Origin of the sequence: Chiayiivirga flava, from assembly GCF_014202825.1 — a bacterium.
GTDB lineage: Bacteria > Pseudomonadota > Gammaproteobacteria > Xanthomonadales > Xanthomonadaceae > Chiayiivirga > Chiayiivirga flava.
Genome location: NZ_JACHHP010000007.1, coordinates 59,134 through 78,506 on the forward strand (window position 1 = coordinate 59,134; position 19,373 = coordinate 78,506).

Consider the following 19,373-nt stretch of genomic DNA (forward strand, 5'->3'; position numbering starts at 1 on the left):
GATTTCAACGATGCGTACGTTTCCGCTGTCTTTCGTGCTGTTCCTCATTGCGGCGCTGTCCGGCTGCGGCAGCACCCCCGTGCGCGACACCGCACCCGCCGACAGGCCGGCGGCGGCCGCGGCGCACGACAATCTCAATGCCACGCTGTGGATGGAGAGCGCGGCCGAATATGAAGCCGCCGTGCGCGGCGCCTACACCGCCGCGAAGCGCTCGCTCGACACCGCGCTCGCCACCCCGTCGTGGCACGCGCTGCCGCGCGGCGAAGCCCCGCTCGGCTTCGAGTCGCTGCCGCCGGCGATCATCGTCGATGCGGACGAAACCTTCATCAGCAACGAACCGTTCCAGGCGCGTGTCATCCGTGACGCGGTGAAGGACTTCGACTACGACCGCTGGCTGGCCTGGACGAACGAGCGCAAGGCCACGGCGCTGCCCGGCGCTGTGGACTTCGCGCAGTACGTCGCGAGTCGCGGCGTGACGATCTTCTACGTCACCAACCGCGATTACCCGGCCGAGTACGAATCCACCGTCGCCAACCTGCGCGCGCAAGGCTTTCCGGTGGCCGACGACGCCGGCAACGTGCTGCTGCGCGGCACGCCGCGCGCGCCGAGCAAGGAGAAGGGCGAACGCCGCAAGCTGGTCGCGCAGACACACCGCGTGCTGCTGCTGCTCGGCGACAACCTCGGCGATTTCCTCGATGGCATCAACGCCGGCACGCAGCAACGCCGCAACGTGATGGCGCCCTACGCGGCGTGGTGGGGCGAGCGCTGGTTCATGCTGCCCAACCCGTCGTACGGCTCGTGGGAAAGTGCGGTGATGAAGGACTGCGGCGAACGCGCCGACACCGATCCCACCGGCTGCAAGCGCGACGCGCTGCGCTACGACTGAGCCCGTGGCCGCGGCCACACCGGCGGCGCACCCGCGCGGCGGCGCATGGCTGCTCGCCGCGCTGCTCGCGCTCGCGGCGCTGCGCATCGGCGCGCTGGTGCTGCACGATCCGCTGATCGGTGTCGCCAACAACTACGACATGATCCGCGTGCAGGCCTGCATCGACGCATATCCCGATCGCCCGGCCGACATTCCGCCCGGCAGCAACAGCTACAACGCACCGCTGCCGCACTACCGTTTCATCCACGGCGTCGGTGCGCCGTGTTTCCTCACCAGCGAGGCGCTGTTCGCGTTCGGCGCATGGCCGGTGCTGGCGTTGTGGGCGAACGGGTCGGACGCGGGGCATTTTCCGCTGCGGATCGTCGGCGCGTTGAAGGCGGGCGTGCTGTGGTCGCTCGGCGCCCTGTTCTGCTGGCTGTGGTGGCGCGACGGTCGACGCGGCTGGGCGGTCGGCAATGCCGCGGTCGTCGCGCTCGTGCTCGCCGATCCGGCCGTGACGGTGTACGCCAACACCTTCTACGCCGAGTTCGCCGCGGTGACCTTCTGGTACGCGACGCTCGCCGCCGTGGCCCTGGCGTGGACGCGCGGGCGCGCCGGCGTCCTCGGCTGCGTCGTCGTCGCGGCCGTGCTGGCGCTCGCGATCCTGAGCAAGATCCAGCACGTGGTGCTCGGGGCATTTCTGCTGGGCGTCCTCGTGCTGCTGCATGCCGCCGGCCAGCGCGCGCCGCGCCGATTGCTGGGCGCCGTGGCCGTGTCCGCCGCGCTCGCCACCTGCGTGCAGGGATGGCACATGCAATCGCCGCAGACGCGCACCATCCGCGAGGCCAACCAGACCAACACCTTCCTCTATGCGGCGCTGGGCCTGTCCGCGCACCCGGAGCGCACCGCGCAGGCGCTCGGGCTGCCGCCCTCGTGCGCCGCGCATGCGGGCAAGAGCTGGTTTTCGCCGGGCGTCGCGGACGCGCATCCGTGCCCCGCGGTGCTGACGGCGTCTCGCCTGCGCATCGTGGCGCTGCTGTGGCGCGATCCGCAGACCCTCGCACGCATGGCGTGGACCACGCTCGAACGCATGCGTGCTTGGGTGGCGCCGGTCTTGGGCAAGGTCGAAGGCCGGGTGCTCGCGCCGCTGCCGGCCAGCCAGCCGACGCTCGATCCGCTGATCGTCGCCATGCCGACGCCGCTGTTCGCGCTGTGGCTGCTGGCGCCCGGCGTGCTGGCGCTCGTCGCGCTGCGACGCCGCGCAGCATTGCAACCCGCCCAGCGCCTGCTGCTGCTCGCCCTGGGACTGTTTCCGTGGCTGTCGCTGGGCGTGGTGACCTTCGGCGACGGGCTGGCCGATCCGGCCAAGCAGTCGCATCTGGCGCTGACGGCGGCCGTGGCGTTCTGGCTCGTCGGTGCCATGGTTTTCGGAATAAAAATCGTTCTAAAACAGAATTTTGCAAAAAACATCTCGACGCTTGCTTAAGTTTTTTGCCGTCGATATGATCGTGCTGCCGCATCAGACGGCGATTACCGTCCACACGCGCCCACAACCACAAGATCGACTCCGGCGAAAGGCCGGCACTGCGGGAGGCTTCGGCCTCCCGAGTTTTTTCCGGCGCCGCTTTCCTGCATCATGTGGGCGTTTTGCCACCTGTCTTCCCGGGAGTTTCCGATGAAACGCTATGCCGTGCTGGCTTGCGCCAGCCTGTTCGCCCTCGCCCTGACCGCGTGCCAGAAGGAAGACGCCGCCGGCGAGAGTCCCGCCGCGCAGGCCAAGGCCACCTCCAACCCGGCCGACGCGATCACGGCGGCCGCGCAGAAGCTCAAGGAAGGCGACGTGCTCGCCGTGGTGCAGCTCTCGGTGCCGCCGGCGCGCTACGAGAAGCTCAAGACCGAGTGGAAGGCCAAGATGGCCGAGGATCCGCCGAGCGAGGAAGACAAGCTCGAATTCCAGGCGATGATGACCAAGCTCACCGCGCCGGACGCCGAAAACACCCTGATGGCCGAAGCCGAGCCCGAGCTCGCCAAGTTCGACACCGAGATCGCGCCGCAGCTGCCGATGTGGATCGGCATGGGCCAGGGCTTCGCGATGCAGTCGGTGAACGCCAACGCCGACATGACGCCGGAGCAGAAGAAGCAGGCCAGCGACGTCATCACCGCGATGGTGGCGTGGCTGCAGGGCGTGAAGCTCAGCGACCGCGCGCTGGTCAAGCAGGCGATCGGCGAGGCGGTGGAGACCGCGCGTGCAATCGATCTCAAGACGCTCGACGAAGCCCGCGCACTCGAATTCGAGCCGGCGATGGCGAAGTTCGGCATCGCGTTCGAGGGCGTCAAGGACATCCTCAAGGTCTACGGCCTCGATCTGAACCAGACTTTCGACAGCGTCAAGGCGAGCGTCGTGTCCGAAACCGGCGACACGGCCAAGGTGAAGGTCGACTACACGCTGTTCGGACAGCAGCTGTCGACGGTGTCGGACATGGTCAAGATCGACGACCGCTGGTACGGCAAGGACACCATCGCGCAGATCGAGAAGGAGCTTGCTCCGGCGCCGGCCGACGCCGCGCCCGACGCGATGGGCGAGCCGATGGACGACGCCGCGCCGCTCGACGGCCAGCCCGAGGCCGCGCCGGCCGACGCCGCAACGCAGGAGTAAGCCCGACGGCGCCCGCCGGGCCCCGCCCGGCGCGTGCCACGGACGTCGCGCGCCGCAACGCGCGACGCGGGTGACCGATGACGATGCAACCCTCCGACGGCCGCACGCCGCCGCCCTGGCTGTTCCGCGTGCTCGGCAAGCTCGCCGCGCCGTGGCTTGCCATCCGCCGCGAGCCGCCCGGTGCGGGCGCGGATCTCGTGCGTCCGGACCTGCCGATCTGCTACGTGATCGAGCGCTACGGGCTCTCGAACGCGCTGATCCTCGAACAGTCGTGCCGCGAGGCCGGACTGCCGTCGCCGCTGGTCGCGATGCCGGTCGGCGACCTCGTCGGCCGCCGCCGCGCGCTGATCGCGCTGTCGCGCCGCCAGGGCTACTGGTTCGGGCGGCCGCGCAACCGCACCCATTCCGAAGGCCTCGCGCGCCTTGTCGCGCGGCTCAACGACGATCCGTCGCTCGACGTGCAGATCGTGCCCGTCTCGATCTTCGTCGGGCGCGCGCCGGACCGGCAGTCGGGCTGGTTCCGCGTGCTGTTCGCGGAGAACTGGGGCGTGGTCGGACGGTTCCGCCGCTTCCTCGCGATCGTGCTCAACGGCCGCCACACCATCGTGCAGTTCTCGCCGCCCGTGTCGATGCGCGAGGTGCTGCAGCACGACCTCACGCCGGAACGCAACGTGCGCAAGATCGCGCGCGTGCTGCGTGCGCACTTCCGCCGCATCCGCACCGCCGTCATCGGCCCGGACTTGTCGCACCGCCGCACGCTGGTGGACGGCGTGCTCGCGTCCGATCCGGTGCGCCGCGCCATCGCCGATCTCGCGCGCAAGGAAAACACCAACTACGCGCAGGCCTGGCGCCGCGCGCATCGCGACGCGATGGAGGTGGCGGCGGACTATTCGCACACCGTGGTGCGCTCGCTCTCGTTCGTGCTGACGCCGTTCTGGAACAAGATCTACCGCGGCGTCACCACGCACCACTTCGACGGACTCAAGCAGAACGCGCCCGGGCACGAAGTGATCTACGTGCCGTGCCATCGCAGCCACATCGACTACCTGCTGCTCTCGTACCTGCTCTACGTCAACGGCATCGTGCCGCCGCACATCGCGGCCGGCGTCAACCTCAATCTGCCGGTGGTCGGCTCGCTGCTGCGTCGCGGCGGCGCGTTTTTCCTGCGCCGCAGTTTCAAGTCGAACGCGCTGTACTCGGCCGTGTTCAGCGAATACGTCGGTACGCTGATCGGGCAGGGCGTTTCGATCGAATACTTCATCGAGGGCGGCCGCTCGCGCACCGGTCGCCTGCTCGCGCCCAAGTCCGGCATGCTGGCGATGACGCTGCGCGCCTACCTGCGCCAGCCGCGCCGGCCGGTGCTGTTCCAGCCGGTGTACATCGGCTACGAGCAGCTGATGGAAGGCAAGAGCTACCTCGACGAACTCAGCGGCCGGCCAAAGCAGAAGGAAACCATCTGGGCGCTGCTGCGCGGCGTCGCGGGCGTGTTGCGGCACAACTACGGCAAGGTGGCGGTGAGTTTCGGCGAGCCGATCCTGCTCGACGACATCCTCGCCACGCATGCGCCGGACTGGCGCGAGCGGCGCGGCGAACTCGACGCCAAGCCGCCGTGGTTCGGCGATGCGGTGGACGATCTCGCACAGCGCATCCAGGTCAACATCAACCGCGCCGCGGACGTGAACCCGATCAACCTGCTCGCGGTGGCGCTGCTGTCCACGCCCAAGTACGCGATGGCCGAAAGCGACCTGCTTGCGCAACTGGAGCTGTCCAAGGCATTGCTCGAAGCGGTGCCGTATTCGGATCGCGTGACCGTCACGCCGCTGTCGCCGGCGGAGATCGTCGCCTACGGTGAAGAGGTGAAGGTGCTCACCCGCACCCGCCATCCGCTCGGCGACGTGCTGTCGCTGGACGGCGAACAGGCGGTCCTGCAGAGTTATTTCCGCAACAACGTGCTGCACCTGTTCGCGTGTGCCGCGTGGGTGGCGTGCTGCTTCCAGAACAGCCGCCGCATGAGCCAGGCCGGCATCCTGCGACTGGGCAAGCTCGTGTATCCGTTCATCCAGCGCGAGCTGTTCCTGCCGTGGAACGAGGAACAGTTCGGCGAGCACCTGCAGGCGACGATCGCCGTGCTCGCCGAACGCGGGCTGATCGCGTTCGATCCCGAATCGGGCCAGCTGCAGCGCGGTCCGGGGCAGACCGACGAAGTCTTCCAGCTGCGCGCCATCGCGCATTCGCTGCTGCAGGCGTTCGAGCGGTACTACATCGCGATCGCCGTGCTGGTGAAGAACGGCTCGGGCGCGGTCAGCGCGGGCGAGCTCGAAAATCTGTGCCATCTGACCGCGCAGCGACTGTCGCTGCTGTACTCGCAAAGCGCGCCGGAGTTCTTCGACCGCTCGCTGTTCCGCGGATTCATCGCCACGCTGCGCGAACTCGAATTCGTGCGCGTGGGCGAGAACGGCAAGCTCGTCTACAGCGAGCGGCTGGAGGCCTGGGCGAAGGATTCGAAGATCATCCTCTCGCGCGAATTGCGCCAGGCGATCCTCAAGATCACGCCGGACATGGCGCGGGAAGTGGCGGAGCCGCCGGCGCTGCCGGTCGAGGGCGTGGAGCCGCGCGAGTAGCGGGGTGTTGGGCCAGGCTGGTGGGAGGGAGAGCACCCCCTTCCGCCTACCGGCACCTTCCCCCGCTGCGCGGGAGAAGGACTGCTTCGGTCTGCGTTTCGCTGGCGCCGTGGGCCGCGATTCGATGATCTGCCATCGCGATCGCCAACTTCATCGGAGTTCCCTTCTCCCGCTTGCGGGGGAAGGTGCCGACAGGCGGAAGGGGTGCGGCCTTCCGGCTCAGGCATCCAGATCCGGAATCAGCCGGCTCTCGAGCACCGCGATCATGTCCTTGATCCGCAGCTTGCGCTTCTTCAGCCGCCGCAGCTGCAGCTCGTCGGTGCGGATATCGGCCGAGATTTTCTCGATGGCGACATCCAGATCCCGGTGTTCGAGCTTCAGATCGGCGAGCTGGCGCGCGATGTCGCCGGTGTCCAACGTCTGCATGCGGCCTCCGCGGTGGCCGCACCAGCTTAGCCCGGATGCCGGGGTGCGGGTAAGCGGTACAATGGCCGACTCGCCGCCGTCGCAGCGCCCCCGTCCGCCATGACCGTCGCCCGCAAACTCGAATTCGAACAGCACAAGCTCGCCAAGCGGCTGCGCCGGCAGGTGGGGCAGGCGATCGCCGATTTCGGCATGATCGAGGCCGGCGACAAGGTGATGGTGTGCCTGTCCGGCGGCAAGGACAGCCACGTGATGCTCGATGTCCTGCTGCAACTGCGGGCGAAGGCGCCGGTGCCGTTCGAGCTGGTCGCCGTGAACCTCGACCAGAAGCAGCCGGGCTTCCCCGAGCACGTGCTGCCGCAGTACCTGCAGTCGCGCGGGGTGCGCTTCACCATCATCGAGCAGGACACCTACTCGGTGGTCAAGCGCGTGATTCCCGAGGGCAAGACGATGTGCTCGCTGTGCTCGCGCCTGCGGCGCGGCGCGCTGTACACGCACGCGGCCGAACACGGGTTCACCAAGATCGCGCTCGGGCACCACCGCGACGACATCGCCGCGACGTTCCTGATGAATCTCTTCCACCACGCCAAGCTCGCGTCGATGCCGCCGAAGCTGCTCAGCGACGACGGCAGGCACGTCGTCATCCGGCCGCTGGCGTATTGCCGCGAGAGCGACATCGCGACGTACGCCGGCGCGCGCGAATTCCCGATCATCCCGTGCACGCTGTGCGGCTCGCAGGAAAACCTGCAGCGCAAGCAGGTCGGCAAGCTGCTGCAGCAATGGGAGCGCGAGTCACCCGGCCGCATCGACCAGATCGTGCGCGCGCTCGGCGATGTGCGGCCGTCGCAGCTCGCGGACCGCACGCTGTTCGATTTCCATGCGCTCGGCCGTCGCAGCGATGCGCCGTCGCCGGACGTGCACGCCTGGCTCGCCGGCGAGCCGCACGGCGACGATGGCGCGAACGATGCGGCGTCGATCGCGTCGCAACCTCTGCGAATCCTCGACGCGACACTCGTGTAGTTCGTTTCTCGGCGCGCGCTGCCGCATGCGGCGATCGCGGCGCGTCAAACGGCCCGACGCCGCAGCCCGCCTTTTCCTCTCCGTTTTCGGCTCCCGGATCCCATGCTTTTCAAGAACCTGACCCTGTTCCGCTTTCCGTCGTCGCTGCGTGCAACGCTCGAATCGCTCGACGAGCAGCTGCCGAACGCCGCGCTCAAACCGCTCGGCGCGCTCGAATTCTCCACGCGCGGCTTCGTCTCGCCGTTCGGCCGCGGCGAGGAGCAGCTCTCGCACCGTGTCGGCGACTGCATCCTGCTGGCGCTCGGCGGCGAGGACAAACTGCTGCCGGCGGCGGTGGTGAACGAAGCGCTCGCGCAGAAGCTCGACGCCGTCCGCGAGCGCGAAGGCCGCAATCCCGGCGGGCGCGAACGCAAGCGGCTCAAGGACGAGGTGCTGACCGACCTGCTGCCGCGCGCGTTCGCGCGGCCGTCGCGGCTCGCCGGCTACATCGATCTCGGCCTCGGTTGGCTGGTGGTGGACACGTCCAGCCGCAAGTCGGCCGAAGGTTTCGTTACCGCGATCCGCGAAGCGCTCGGTTCGTTTCCGGCGCTGCCGGTGAACGCCGAATCGAGCCCGCGTGCGCTGCTCACCGGCTGGATCGGCGGCGAACCGCTGCCGGACGGATTCCTGCTCGGCGACGAATGCGAGCTGCGCGACCCGGTCGACGCCGGCGCCGTGGTCAAGTGCAAGAACCAGGAGCTCGACAGCGACGAGATCCGCGAGCACCTGAAGGCCGGCAAGCAGGGCTTCCAGCTCGGGCTCACGTTCGAGGACCGGCTCGGCTTCGTGCTGTCCGAGGACCTCGTCATCCGCAAGCTGCGTTTCCTCGAAACCGCCACCGAGGCGCTGGAGCGCGACGAACGCGATTCGCTGCGGGCCGAGATCGACGCGACGTTCGCGCTCATGACCGGCGAACTCAAGCGGCTGCTGCAGCGGCTCGAAACCGAGCTGTCGTTCAGTGCCGCGGATGCGTGACGCCGCCGGCTGAGCGCGCGTGGCGGCGTCGCGCGCCGACGCTGCCGCCGGCCGGGCTGTTTTTCGGGCCGCGGCTGCGGCAAGCTGCCGGCCCATGTCGCTGCTGCAACGCCTGATCGCCCGCCCCCCGCCGCCCCGCACCGCGGCGCGCGTGGCCGTCGCCACCGAGTTGCCGGGCGGCGACGAGGTGGACGTGCTCTGGGTGCGCGATCCGCGCGCGCGACGCCTGCGCCTGCTCGTGTCCGAGCGCGGTGCGCGCCTGACCGTGCCGCTGCGTGCGTCGCAGCGCGAGGCGCAGCAGTTCCTCGACGTGAACCTGCCGTGGCTCGCGGCGCAGCTGGCACGGCGTGCCGCGCGCGATGTGCGGCCGGCGTTCGGCCGCGGCGATCCGGGCCCGCTGCCGCTGCGCGGGCAGTTGCGTCCGCTGGAATGGCGCGAGGCGCGGTTGCTGCGGATCGAGGAGCGCGACGGCAGCATCGTCATCCAGGCGCCGCCCGCGGCAAGCGACGCGATGGTCCGCCGCGCACTGCGCGATTTCTACATCGCGCAGGCGCGCCGCGATGTCGGCCGCTGGCTGCCGGCGTACATGCCGGGCTTGCCGCGCGCGCCGCGCTCGGTGCGCTTCCGGCCGCTGTCCTCGCTGTGGGGATCGCTGAGCCCCTCGGACGCGGTGTCGCTGGATCTTGCGCTGGTGCTCGGTCCGCCTGCGGCGTTCGAGTACGTGCTGGTGCACGAGCTGTGTCACCTCATCCATCCGAACCATTCGCGCGCGTTCTGGCGCGAGGTGGAACTGCGCTGCCCGCAGTGGCGCGCGCTGCGCGCGTGGTTTCGCGGCGACGGGCTCGCGCTCAAGGCCGAGATGAAGCGGCTGGTCGGACCGTAGCGTCAGTCGAGAAAGGTGCGGATGGCGGCCGCCACGGGCGCCGGGTTTTCCATGTGCAGGTGGTGGTTGCCGGGCAGCTCCACCACGCGGATGTCCGCGATGCAGGCCAGGCGTTGCGCCCGGACCTGCGGATCGAAGGCGACGAAGGGCGGATCGGCCGCGATCGCGAGCGTGGGGCAGGCGATGCCGCGCAGCCAGGCGAGCACGGTGTCCTCCTCGAAGCGCGAGGCGGAGCTGATCCGCAGGCGTGCATCGATGCGCAGCGCGACGCCGTCGGCGGTGTCGACGAGGTTGCGCTCCATCAGCAACCGCGCCACCGGTTCGGACAGGCCGCCCGCCTGGCGGCGCGCGGCGATCGCGGACCGCGCGTCCGGAAACACGCGACGGCGCTGCGGATCGTAGTCTTCGCGTTCGCGCAGCGCGGTGCGCAGCTGCTCCAGCGCGCCGGTGCGGCGGCGCGACACCGGACCGGCCGATTCGATCATCACCAGCCGCTCCACGCGCTCCGGCCAGGCCGCGGCAAACACGCTGGCCACGGCGCCGCCCATCGAGTGGCCGACGAGCGTGCAGCGGTCCCAGCCCAGGTCGCGCAGCGCGGCGGCGACATCGTCGAGGTGGTCGAGAAGCGGATACCAGCCGTGCGGCGGGCGATGTGCGGACTGGCCGTGGCCGGCGAAATCCAGTGCCACCCAGTCGTACTGCGGCAGCTGGGCGGCGAGCGGCGCGAAGCTCGCGGCGTTGTCGAGCCAGCCATGCAGGGCCAGCACGCGCCGGCCGCCGGGTGTGCCGCCGCGCACGGCGGCAAGATCGCGGCCGTCGGGATCCAGCCGCAGCGCGTGTCCGGTCATCCGTGCGGCGCGAATTCGGGCCAGCCGCCGCCGTGGCGGCGGATCAGCCGGGCGAGGGTGGCGATGTGGTCGGCGCGGTCGTTGAGCGCCGGGATGTAGCGCAGGTGTTCGCCGCCCGCTTCCTCGAAGAACTCCGCGTTCTGCATCGCGACTTCCTCGAGCGTTTCCAGGCAGTCGACGGCAAATCCGGGGCACACCACGTCGAGCGACCGCACGCCTGCGCGGCCCAGCGCCTTCACCGTTTCGTCGGTGTACGGCTGCAGCCACGGCTCGCGGCCGACGCGCGACTGGAAGCTTAGTTGCCAGGCGTCGTCCGGCAGCGCCAGGCGCTGAACGATGGCGGCGGCCGAGGCGCGGCACTGGTCTTCGTACGGGTCGCCGCGGCGCACATAGCGCTGCGGAATGCCGTGGAACGAAAACAGCAATTTCTCGCCGCGCGGGTGCGTGGCCCAGTGCTCGCGGATCGACGCGGCCACGGCATCGGCCCAGGCCGGCTCGGCGTGGTAGTCCGCGATGAAGCGCAATTCCGGCACGCGCCGCCAGCGGCGCAGTTCGTCGACCACCGCGTCGAACACCGAGGCGGCCGTGGATGCCGAATACTGCGGATACATCGGCAGCACGATCAGCCGGCGCAGGCCCGCGTCGCGCAGTTCGCGCAGCACGCTTGCCACCGACGGATTGCCGTAGCGCATGGCGAGCCGAACGGTGAGTTCCGGCGCATCGGCGCGCAGCGCGGCGCCGAGTCCGGCGGTGACCGCGTCGCTGAGCACGCGCAGCGGCGAGCCGGCCGGCGTCCAGATCGCGCGGTAGGCCTTGGCCGAGCGCGACGGTCGCAGTGGCAGGATCACGCCGTAGAGGATCGGCAGCCACAGCGCACGCGGAAGTTCGACCACGCGCGGATCGCCGAGGAATTCGCGCAGGTAACGGCGCACCGAACGGGTGTCGGGGGCATCCGGCGTGCCGAGGTTGACCAGCAGCACGGCGCATTCGCGCCCGGCGGGCGACGCGGTCACGGACACGGTGGCGGGCGTGGGATTCGGGGCGGGCATGGGTCCGGTCGGCAGGCCCCGACCGGCACCCAAATCAGGCCGCTAAGGCCTTGATCCAGTGCGAATCCTGAGGCATTCTGGAGGCAGCGCCCGACGAGGCGCATGACGATTGCCATACTACTAGAAGGACGACGTTCGATGCGTCCCCTGCACGGTCGGCTCCTCGCCGGCCTCCTTGCGTGTGTGTCCACGGCGGCGCTGGCCGAGCCCGTGGGATACGCCGTGGGGTTCGATTCGCTGTACCGGATCGACCTGGGCACGGGCCAGGCCACGCTGGTCGGGCCGCTCGGGTACATCGACGTGGAAGGCCTCGCCATCTCGCCGGGCGGACAACTGTTTGCAGTGGCCGATGCCGGCGCGGTGCCGCCGGCGAACGACCAGACCGATTTCCTGCTGCGCATCGATCCGGCCACCGGCACCGCCACCGCCGTGGGACAGATGACCGCGCTGGCAGGCGCCGGCACCGGCACCTTCGGCGAACTCGACTACGGCCTCGCGTTCACCTGCAGCGGCCAATTGTGGCTCTCCTCGGACACCACGGGCCAGCTGTGGGAGGTGGATCCCGACACCGCCCAGACGCGGCCCGTCGGCACCATCGGTGCCGCGATCAGCGGTCTCGCCGGGCGCGGCGACGCGTTGTACGGCCTGAGCATCGATGGCAACGAGACGCTGTACCGCATCAGCACGGCCACCGCACAGGCCACCGCGATCGGCCCGATCGGCCTGCCGGACCGCGTCTTCGACGCGGGCCTGGACTTCGACGGCGCCGGTCGCCTGTGGGCCACGATCGACTACCTGACCCCGCCCACCGGCATCCCGCCGCTGCGCAACGATATCGCGCGCCTGGACCCGATGACCGGCGCCGTGCTCGAACTGCGCATCGTCAACGGTGCCGGCACCGACATCGACACCGTGCAGATGGAAGGGCTCGCGGTCGCGGCGCCCGGGGGCTGCGGCCCGCGCTTCCTGCCGCAGCCGAACGAGATTCCCGGTCCGTCGCTGCCGCTGCTGCTGGTTCTCGGCGCGGTACTCGCGCTCGCGGGCCGTCGCGCGCTGATCGCCTGACTGCAAGATCGCTGATCGCTCGCCCGGGCCGGGCTAAGACGGGATTCATTCGGCGCGGCCGATACTGCGGCTCTGCCGCGGCACGCGGCTGCCCCTCGTCCGGAGTACCCCACCGCATGCCTCGCCTTCCCCTGTTCCTCGTCTCGCTGCTCCTGTCCGCGCTTGTTGCCGCGCCCGCGTCCGCCGGTGTCGAGGAGGAACAGCGGGCGAAAAACGCCGCGGACGTCCTGGACGAGATCATGCAGGCGCCGGACAGCGCGATTCCGAGCCGCATGCTGCAGGACGCCTATGCCGTGGCCGTCATCCCGAGCGTGGTGAAGGCGGGCCTCGTGGTCGGTGGGCGCCACGGCCGGGGCCTGATTTCGGTGCGGTCGCCCGACGGCACCTGGAGCAACCCGAGCTTCGTCAAGCTCACCGGCGGCAGCGTCGGGTTCCAGGCTGGCGTGCAGTCGACCGACGTGGTGCTGGTGTTCCGCAGCGCGCGTGGCGTCGATTCCATCGTGCACGGCAAGTTCACGCTCGGCGCCGACGCGGCGGTCGCTGCCGGGCCGGTCGGCCGCATGGCGACGGCCTCCACCGACGGCCAGCTCAAGGCCGAGATCTACTCCTACTCGCGTTCGCGCGGCCTGTTTGCCGGCGTGGCGCTCGACGGCGCCGTGCTTTCGATCGACAACGATGCCAACGCCCAGACCTACGGCGCCAACACCACGCCGCGCGCGGTGTTCGAGGGCCGCGTCGATACCGTTCCGACGCCGGTGGTCGATTTCCGCGACAAGCTCGAGGAATACGGCGCGGGCTGAGTCGGGCCGGGACCGCGTCCGCTGGGACCGACGGCCCCGGCGCTCGCGCAGATGGCCGGGCGAACCCTGACCTCTGGCGCTCGCGCGCTGTCATCTCGCCGCGTTATGCTCGCGGTCTGATCGTTCCGGAGTGTCATCAACATGGGCAGTTTCAGCATCTGGCATTGGCTGATCGTGCTGCTGGTCGTCGTGCTGCTGTTCGGCACCAAGAAGCTGCGCAACGTCGGCGGTGACCTCGGCAGCGCGATCAAGAGCTTCCGCAAGGGCCTGAACGACAACGACGAACCGGCCAAGCTCGACAGCGACGGCAAGCCGATCGATCCGGCCACCGCGCGCGACACCACGCGCGACCGGGCCGACTAAGCGGCGACAGCATCCGTGTTCGACGTCAGTCTCATCGAGCTGGCGGTGATCGCGCTCGTGGCGCTGCTGGTGCTCGGGCCCGAACGCCTGCCGCGCGCGGCGCGCACCGTGGGCCTGTATGTGCGCAAGGCGCGGGCGAGCTGGTACAGCGTGCGCGCGGACATCGAGCGCGAGCTGGCGGCCGACGAACTCAAGCGCAGCATTAAGCGCAGTGGAGACGAGCTGCGCGACTCCATCGGCATCGACCGCATGCGCGAGGACATCACCGGCCGCAAGCGGCTGCCCGCGCAGTCCGCCGCCGCCACCGCGGCGGCGACCGAACCCTCGGTCGACGCACCGCCCGAAACGATCGACGGTGATCCGGCGCCGACGCCGTCGATGCAATCCACCGCCGACACACCGCCGCGCGCATGACCGATTCCGCCGACGAAGCGCGCGAGCAGAGTTTCCTCTCGCACCTGGTGGAGTTGCGCGCGCGCCTGCTGCGCGCGGTGATCGCGGTGCTGCTGGTGTTCGTGTGTCTGATCCCGTTCGCCAAGCGCATCTACGCGGTGCTGGCCGAACCGTTGCTTTCCAAGCTGCCCGACGGCGCGCAGATGGTGGCGATCGATGTCGCAAGTCCGTTCTTTGCACCGATCAAGCTTGCCTTTTTCGTGGCGCTGATGGTGGCGATGCCGATGGTGCTGTACCAGTTGTGGGCCTTCGTCGCGCCCGGCCTGTACAAGCACGAGCAACGCCTGGCGCGGCCGCTGCTGGCATCGGCCACGCTGCTGTTCTACCTGGGTTGCGCGTTTGCGTATTTCCTCGTGCTGCCGGTGGTGTTCGGCTTCCTCACCGGCGTCGCGCCCGAGGGTGTGGCGGTGATGACCGACATCAGCCGGTACCTCGACTTCGTGCTCGTGCTGTTCCTCGCGTTCGGTTTCAGCTTCGAGGTGCCGGTGGCCGTGGTGATCCTCGTGGTGCTGGGCTGGGTCAGCATCGAGCAGCTCAAGCAGGGGCGCGCCTACGTCATCGTGGGCGCCTTCGTCGTCGCGGCCGTGATCACGCCGCCGGACGTGGTGTCGCAGCTGATGCTCGCGATTCCGATGTGCCTGCTGTACGAGATCGGCCTGATCGCCGCGCGCCCGCTCGGCCGCCGTGCGGCAGAGGGACGGGCGCAGGCGGAAGCCGATGGCGAGACGCGCGGCTCGCGCTGAGCCGGCGGTGGGCGGTCCTCGCGCGCCGCGCGTCGGAACGCCACGAGAAGGCCCCGCGACTGCGCCATAATCACGCGATGGACCGTTACGAACGCATTCTGACCTTGCACCGCCTGCTGCGCAGCGCGCGCTATCCGGTCGCATTGCCGCGGCTGATGGACGAGCTCGGCTGTTCGCGCGCCACCGTCTACCGCGATGTCGCCTTCCTGCGCGACGGTCTCGGCGCGCCGGTGGAGACAAGCGAGGACCCGCCCGGCTTCCACTATTCGGCCGATGAGGCCGAGCGGTTCGAGCTGCCCGGCCTGTGGCTCACCTCCGACGAACTGCACGCGTTGCTCGCCGCGCACCAGCTGCTGGCGCGCACCGGTCCGGGCGTGCTGTCGTCGGCGCTGGCACCGCTCAAGACGCGCATCGATTCGCTGCTGGCCGAGCAGGCCGGCGGCAAGCGCTTCCCGATGGAGCGCCTGCGCGTCATCGCCAGCGGCACGCGCCGGCTCGACGAAGCGGCGTTCCGCCACATCGCCACCGCTGTGCTGGAGCGGCAGGTGCTGGCCTTCGACTATCGCGCGCGCTCCACCGATGCCCCCACGCGCCGCACGGTCTCGCCGCAGCGCCTCACGCACTATCGCGACAACTGGTACCTCGATGCCTGGGACCACGAGCGCGAGGGCCTGCGCAGCTTTGCGCTCGACCGCATCCGGCAGCCGCGCATCGTCGACGGCGTGGCGCGCGACCTCGGTGAGGCCGAGCTCGACCAGCACCTGGCGTCGAGTTACGGGATCTTTTCCGGCGCGCCGAAGGCCGTCGCCACCATCCGCTTTTCGCCGCACGCCGCGCGCTGGGTGGCGGACGAGCGCTGGCATTCGAAGCAGGAAGGGCATTTCCTGCCCGACGGCAGCTACGAGCTGAAAATTCCCTACAGCAACCCGCGCGAGCTGCTGATGGACGTGCTGCGCTACGGCGCCGATGCCGAAGTGCTCGATCCGCCGAGCCTGCGCAGCGAAATGCAGATCATGCTCAACCTCGCGATGGCGAACTATGGCCGTCAAGCCTAGGCACGACATCGCGGTGGTGCTCGGCGCCGGCGGCGCGCGCGGGCTCGCGCACATCGGCGTGCTGGAGGTGCTGCGGGAGCGCGGGTACAACATCGTCGCGATCGCGGGGTCGTCGATGGGTGCGCTGATCGGTGGCGTGTTCGCGGCCGGCCAGCTCGACACCTACGCGCAGTGGGCGCGCGGCCTGGACAAGACCGGCGTGTTCCGGCTGCTCGACTTCGGCCTCGGCATCCCGGGCCTGATCCGCGGCGACAAGCTCATCGGCGCGCTGCGCGGCCTGATCGGCGACCTCAAGATGGAGGAACTGCCGATCCGCTACACGGCGGTGGCCACCGATCTGGATGCGCAGCGCGAGGTATGGCTCGATCGCGGCCCGCTGTTCGATGCGATCCGCGCGTCGATCGCGATTCCCGGCATCTTCACCCCGCAACGCTGGGCCGGACGCAATCTCATGGACGGTGGCCTGCTGGCGCCGATCCCCATTGCCGCCACGCGGTTCGCGATGGCGGACCGCGTGGTGGCGGTGGACGTCAACGCGCGTTGCCCCGAAGGCCTGGTGACGCCTGGCGATCCGGAGCCCGATCGCGACGCCGAACATGCCGAACCGCTCGTGGTGCCGGAGGACGCCGCCAGCCTGCGGGCCCGCATCAGCGGCTTCTTCGAAGGCTGGGGAAGCCGGACACCGACCCCGCCGCCCGTGCCGGCCGCGCCGGGCATGCTCGATCTCATGGCGCGTTCGATCGACACCATGCAGGCCGCGCTCTCGCGCCTGCAGCTCGCGCTCGATCCGCCGGATCTGCTGATCCGGGTGCCGCGCGACGCCTGCGATTTCTACGAGTTCTGGCGCGCGGACGAACTGATCCGACTGGGCCGCGAGGCGGCCGAACGCGCGCTCGACGGCGGCACGCACTGACCTGCCGATGCGGGCAATGGCTGTCCTTCTCCCCCCGGGAGAAGGTGCCCGGCAGGGCGGATGAGGGCGCCACGTGAGGTATGGCCGTTGGCGCTCAGGCCACCCGAATGCGTCCCGAACGCGACGCGGGACGTCGGCAGCCCGCGACGTGGCGCCCATCCGCCTTCGGCACCTTCTCCCGAGGGGAGAAGGAACGGCAAGCACAGTCTCAGTCCGTGAGAGACATCGGCCGCATCCTGCGCCCATCGATCCGATGGAGTCGCCCATGCCACGCCAGCCCATGCTCCCATCCCCCGTCCTGCGCGTGCGCCGCGACAGCGCACGCCTGCTCACGCCGTGGCTGCTGCGCTGGCTCGCGTTCGGCGCCGTCGGCGCCCTGCTGTCGCCGGCACTGCGCGGCTACAACGTCTATGTCGGCTGGCTGCCGTTCTGGCTGCTGGCTGCACCCATCGTGCTGCTGATGCTCGTGCATCGCGACCGTCTTGCGGCGGCGCTGTCCGTCTTCCTCGTCAGAAGCCGGCGTCGCCGCATTCGTTTCCGCGGCGCGCAGGCACGTCGCGCGGTGCGTATCGCCGGCTGAACCGCACGCGGCGCGTGGGCATGTAAGATGCGCGCGATTGTTCCCACGTGCCGTGTTCGATGCCGCCGATCTGTCGTTTTGCCCCCTTTCTGCTGCCGCTGGCCTTTGCCGTCACCGCGCACGCACAACCGCGGTCGCTGACCGACGCGCAGCGCGATGCGTTCGTCGGCTCGGTGCAGGACAAGTACCAGGTCGCGCCGGAAACGGTGCTGGCGCTGCTGGCAAAGGCAAAGTACCAGCAGAGCATCATCGATGCGATCACGCGCCCGGCCGAAGCCAAGCCGTGGAGTGCCTACCGCCCGATCTTCATGAACACCGCACGGATCGACGGCGGCCGCGCCTTCCTCGCGCAGCACCGCGACGCGCTGAAAAAGGTCGAAGCCGAGACCGGCGTCCCGGCCGAGCTCATCGTCGCGATCATCGGCGTGGAAACCAGCTACGGCAAGATCACCGGCAAGTACAAGGTGCTCGACGCGCTGTACACGCTCGGTTTCTTCTATCCCAAGCGCGAGGCTTTTTTCCGTGGCGAGCTCGAACAGGTGTTCAAGCTTGCGGAAGAGGAATCGCTCGATCTTGCCGCCTTGCAGGGCAGCTATGCCGGCGCGATGGGCTGGGGGCAGTTCATGCCGTCGAGTTACCGCGCCTATGCGGTGGATGGCGACGGTGACGGCAAGCGCGACCTGTTCGGATCCTTGCCGGACATCTTTGCCTCGATCGCCAACTACTTCGTCGCGCACGGCTGGGAGCCGGGCGAACCGGTCGCGCTGCCGGCCATGCGCAGCGGCGCCGGTGCCGAATTCGTCCCGGACGGCATGGAAGCGAAGTACTCGCTGCCCGACCTTGCCGAAAAGGGCTACCGGCCGCGCGAGGCCGTGGGTCACGCCGCCAACGCCACCGTGCTCAATCTCGACGGTGCGGACGGGCGCGAGCACTGGATCACGTTCAAGAACTTCTACGTGATCTCGCGCTACAACCGTTCGCCGCTCTATTCGCTGGCCGTCTACCAGCTATCGCAGGCGATCGCGGACCGCGAAGACACCGCCGTCACGCCGTGATCCGCACGCTGGCGCTGCTGCTGGCCCTGCTGTGCCTGGCGGCGTGCACCGGTGCGCCGGTGAAGAACAAGCCACCGGCAGGCGCCGGGTCCGCATCCGCCCACCGCCCCGGCGAGCGCGGCACGGGTTATCCCGAGCGCATCACCGGTGCGCGCCCGGACAAGCCCGGCGAATACACCGCCGGCGGGCTCTACCGGCCGGGTGTGCCCGACAGCGGGCCGCCGGTGCCGCCGGACATCAGTCGCCTGCCGGAGCCCGTGCCGAAGGCCGAGCCGCGCGCACGCTACGGCAACCGCTCGCCTTACACGGTGCTGGGCAAGGTGTATCACGTGCTGCCGAACGCGGCGGGCTACGTGGAACGCGGCACGGCGTCGTGGTACGGCACCAAGTTCCACGGCCGCGCCACCTCGAGCCTCGAGCCCTACGACATGTACCAGTTCACGGCCGCGCACAAGTCGCTGCCGCTGCCGACATACGCGCGCGTGACCAACCTCGACAACGGGCGCAGCGTGGTGGTGCGGGTCAACGATCGCGGCCCGTTCCACGCGGGCCGGATCATCGATCTTTCGTACGCCGCCGCGATCAAGCTCGGCATCCATGTGCACGGCACCGGCCGCGTCGAAGTGCGTGCGCTGACGCCCGGCGAGGAGCCTCCGCCGGTGAGCGCGTCGGCGCCGCCCGCCCGCGAATCGCCATCGATCCACGCGCCCGTTGCCGGAAGTTCAGGCAGGGTCTGGCTGCAGGTAGCAAGCTTCGGCGAGCGCGCCAACGCCAAGCGGCTGGAGGATCGTCTGCAGGACGCCGACATCCGCCGCGTCGACGTGCAGAAGGCGCAGGCGGGCGATCGCCGCGTGTACCGCGTGCGCATCGGCCCGTTCGATTCGCGCGATGCGGCGGCGGCGGTGGCCGACAAGGTCCGCGCGCTCGGCCTGGGTTCGCCTGCCTTCGTGACGCATTGACCACGACA

General features: G+C 69.7%; 19 protein-coding genes and 1 pseudogene. 17 read left to right on the plus strand and 3 right to left on the minus strand.

Annotated elements, in window-relative coordinates; all coding sequences use genetic code 11:
- Positions 1 to 10: 10 nt before the first annotated feature.
- The 4 genes and pseudogenes from HNQ52_RS15675 to plsB form a co-directional block, all read left to right on the plus strand.
- Entirely contained in the window at positions 11 to 886 is an 876-nt protein-coding gene (locus tag HNQ52_RS15675; protein WP_183962131.1) for a 5'-nucleotidase, lipoprotein e(P4) family, read from the plus strand.
- A gap of 4 nt (positions 887 to 890) precedes the next feature.
- A complete protein-coding gene (gene wsfD / locus HNQ52_RS15680) occupies positions 891 to 2,351 on the plus strand; it encodes a glycan biosynthesis hexose transferase WsfD (protein WP_183962132.1) in 1,461 nt (486 codons plus the stop codon).
- 189 nt (positions 2,352 to 2,540) lie between these two features.
- On the plus strand, positions 2,541 to 3,521 hold the full coding sequence (locus tag HNQ52_RS15685) for a hypothetical protein (RefSeq protein WP_183962133.1): 981 nt from the start codon (positions 2,541 to 2,543) through the stop codon (positions 3,519 to 3,521).
- 113 nt (positions 3,522 to 3,634) lie between these two features.
- A pseudogene (plsB, locus tag HNQ52_RS15690) lies at positions 3,635 to 6,142 on the plus strand (glycerol-3-phosphate 1-O-acyltransferase PlsB); the annotation flags it as partial.
- Positions 6,143 to 6,361: 219 nt separating this feature from the next.
- On the opposite strand, the gene HNQ52_RS15695 reads toward plsB, so the two are convergent.
- On the minus strand, positions 6,362 to 6,568 hold the full coding sequence (locus HNQ52_RS15695) for a DUF465 domain-containing protein (protein ID WP_183962135.1): 207 nt from the start codon (positions 6,566 to 6,568) through the stop codon (positions 6,362 to 6,364).
- A gap of 99 nt (positions 6,569 to 6,667) precedes the next feature.
- Here HNQ52_RS15695 and ttcA point away from each other — a divergent pair, with 99 nt between their 5' ends.
- From ttcA to HNQ52_RS15710, 3 genes are all read left to right on the plus strand, one after another.
- On the plus strand, positions 6,668 to 7,585 hold the full coding sequence (ttcA, locus tag HNQ52_RS15700; RefSeq protein WP_183962136.1) for a tRNA 2-thiocytidine(32) synthetase TtcA: 918 nt from the start codon (positions 6,668 to 6,670) through the stop codon (positions 7,583 to 7,585).
- A 102-nt stretch (positions 7,586 to 7,687) separates the two neighbouring features.
- The gene (locus HNQ52_RS15705) at positions 7,688 to 8,599 is read left to right on the plus strand and encodes a recombination-associated protein RdgC (protein WP_183962137.1); all 912 of its coding nucleotides are present in this window, start codon (positions 7,688 to 7,690) and stop codon (positions 8,597 to 8,599) included.
- 94 nt (positions 8,600 to 8,693) lie between these two features.
- Complete coding sequence (locus HNQ52_RS15710; RefSeq protein ID WP_183962138.1) at positions 8,694 to 9,482, plus strand: M48 family metallopeptidase; 789 nt, start codon at positions 8,694 to 8,696, stop codon at positions 9,480 to 9,482.
- Positions 9,483 to 9,484: 2 nt separating this feature from the next.
- Here the strand turns inward: HNQ52_RS15710 and HNQ52_RS15715 are convergent, their stop codons facing one another.
- On the minus strand, positions 9,485 to 10,330 hold the full coding sequence (locus tag HNQ52_RS15715; protein WP_183962139.1) for an alpha/beta fold hydrolase: 846 nt from the start codon (positions 10,328 to 10,330) through the stop codon (positions 9,485 to 9,487).
- Positions 10,327 to 11,379, minus strand: coding sequence for a ferrochelatase (hemH, locus tag HNQ52_RS15720; RefSeq protein WP_183962140.1), 1,053 nt, complete (start codon positions 11,377 to 11,379; stop codon positions 10,327 to 10,329). The genes HNQ52_RS15715 and hemH overlap by 4 nt, the downstream gene beginning before the upstream one ends.
- A gap of 138 nt (positions 11,380 to 11,517) precedes the next feature.
- On the opposite strand from hemH, the gene HNQ52_RS15725 reads away from it, so the two are divergent.
- The 10 genes from HNQ52_RS15725 (at position 11,518) to HNQ52_RS17495 (ending at position 19,365) form a co-directional block, all read left to right on the plus strand.
- The gene (locus tag HNQ52_RS15725; RefSeq protein ID WP_183962141.1) at positions 11,518 to 12,444 is read left to right on the plus strand and encodes a DUF6923 family protein; all 927 of its coding nucleotides are present in this window, start codon (positions 11,518 to 11,520) and stop codon (positions 12,442 to 12,444) included.
- Between the two features lie 116 nt (positions 12,445 to 12,560).
- Complete coding sequence (locus HNQ52_RS15730) at positions 12,561 to 13,244, plus strand: lipid-binding SYLF domain-containing protein (RefSeq protein ID WP_183962142.1); 684 nt, start codon at positions 12,561 to 12,563, stop codon at positions 13,242 to 13,244.
- Positions 13,245 to 13,385: 141 nt separating this feature from the next.
- Positions 13,386 to 13,607, plus strand: a complete 222-nt coding sequence (tatA, locus tag HNQ52_RS15735) for a Sec-independent protein translocase subunit TatA (RefSeq protein WP_183962143.1) — start codon at positions 13,386 to 13,388, stop codon at positions 13,605 to 13,607.
- Between the two features lie 15 nt (positions 13,608 to 13,622).
- Positions 13,623 to 14,021, plus strand: a complete 399-nt coding sequence (gene tatB / locus HNQ52_RS15740; RefSeq protein ID WP_183962144.1) for a Sec-independent protein translocase protein TatB — start codon at positions 13,623 to 13,625, stop codon at positions 14,019 to 14,021.
- The gene (gene tatC / locus HNQ52_RS15745; protein ID WP_183962145.1) at positions 14,018 to 14,803 is read left to right on the plus strand and encodes a twin-arginine translocase subunit TatC; all 786 of its coding nucleotides are present in this window, start codon (positions 14,018 to 14,020) and stop codon (positions 14,801 to 14,803) included. Before tatB ends, tatC begins: the two co-directional genes overlap by 4 nt.
- Positions 14,804 to 14,880: 77 nt before the next feature.
- Positions 14,881 to 15,858 (plus strand): helix-turn-helix transcriptional regulator, encoded by a 978-nt coding sequence (locus tag HNQ52_RS15750; protein ID WP_183962146.1) that lies wholly within the window; start codon positions 14,881 to 14,883, stop codon positions 15,856 to 15,858.
- A complete protein-coding gene (locus HNQ52_RS15755) occupies positions 15,842 to 16,771 on the plus strand; it encodes a patatin-like phospholipase family protein (protein ID WP_183962147.1) in 930 nt (309 codons plus the stop codon). Before HNQ52_RS15750 ends, HNQ52_RS15755 begins: the two co-directional genes overlap by 17 nt.
- A 280-nt stretch (positions 16,772 to 17,051) precedes the next feature.
- Positions 17,052 to 17,351, plus strand: a complete 300-nt coding sequence (locus HNQ52_RS15760; RefSeq protein WP_183962148.1) for a hypothetical protein — start codon at positions 17,052 to 17,054, stop codon at positions 17,349 to 17,351.
- A gap of 59 nt (positions 17,352 to 17,410) precedes the next feature.
- Entirely contained in the window at positions 17,411 to 18,406 is a 996-nt protein-coding gene (gene mltB / locus HNQ52_RS15765) for a lytic murein transglycosylase B (protein WP_183962149.1), read from the plus strand.
- Positions 18,403 to 19,365 carry a septal ring lytic transglycosylase RlpA family protein gene (locus HNQ52_RS17495; RefSeq protein WP_183962150.1) on the plus strand — a complete coding sequence of 321 codons (963 nt, stop codon included), beginning with the start codon at positions 18,403 to 18,405 and terminating at the stop codon, positions 19,363 to 19,365. Before mltB ends, HNQ52_RS17495 begins: the two co-directional genes overlap by 4 nt.
- The last annotated feature ends 8 nt before the right edge of the window (positions 19,366 to 19,373 follow it).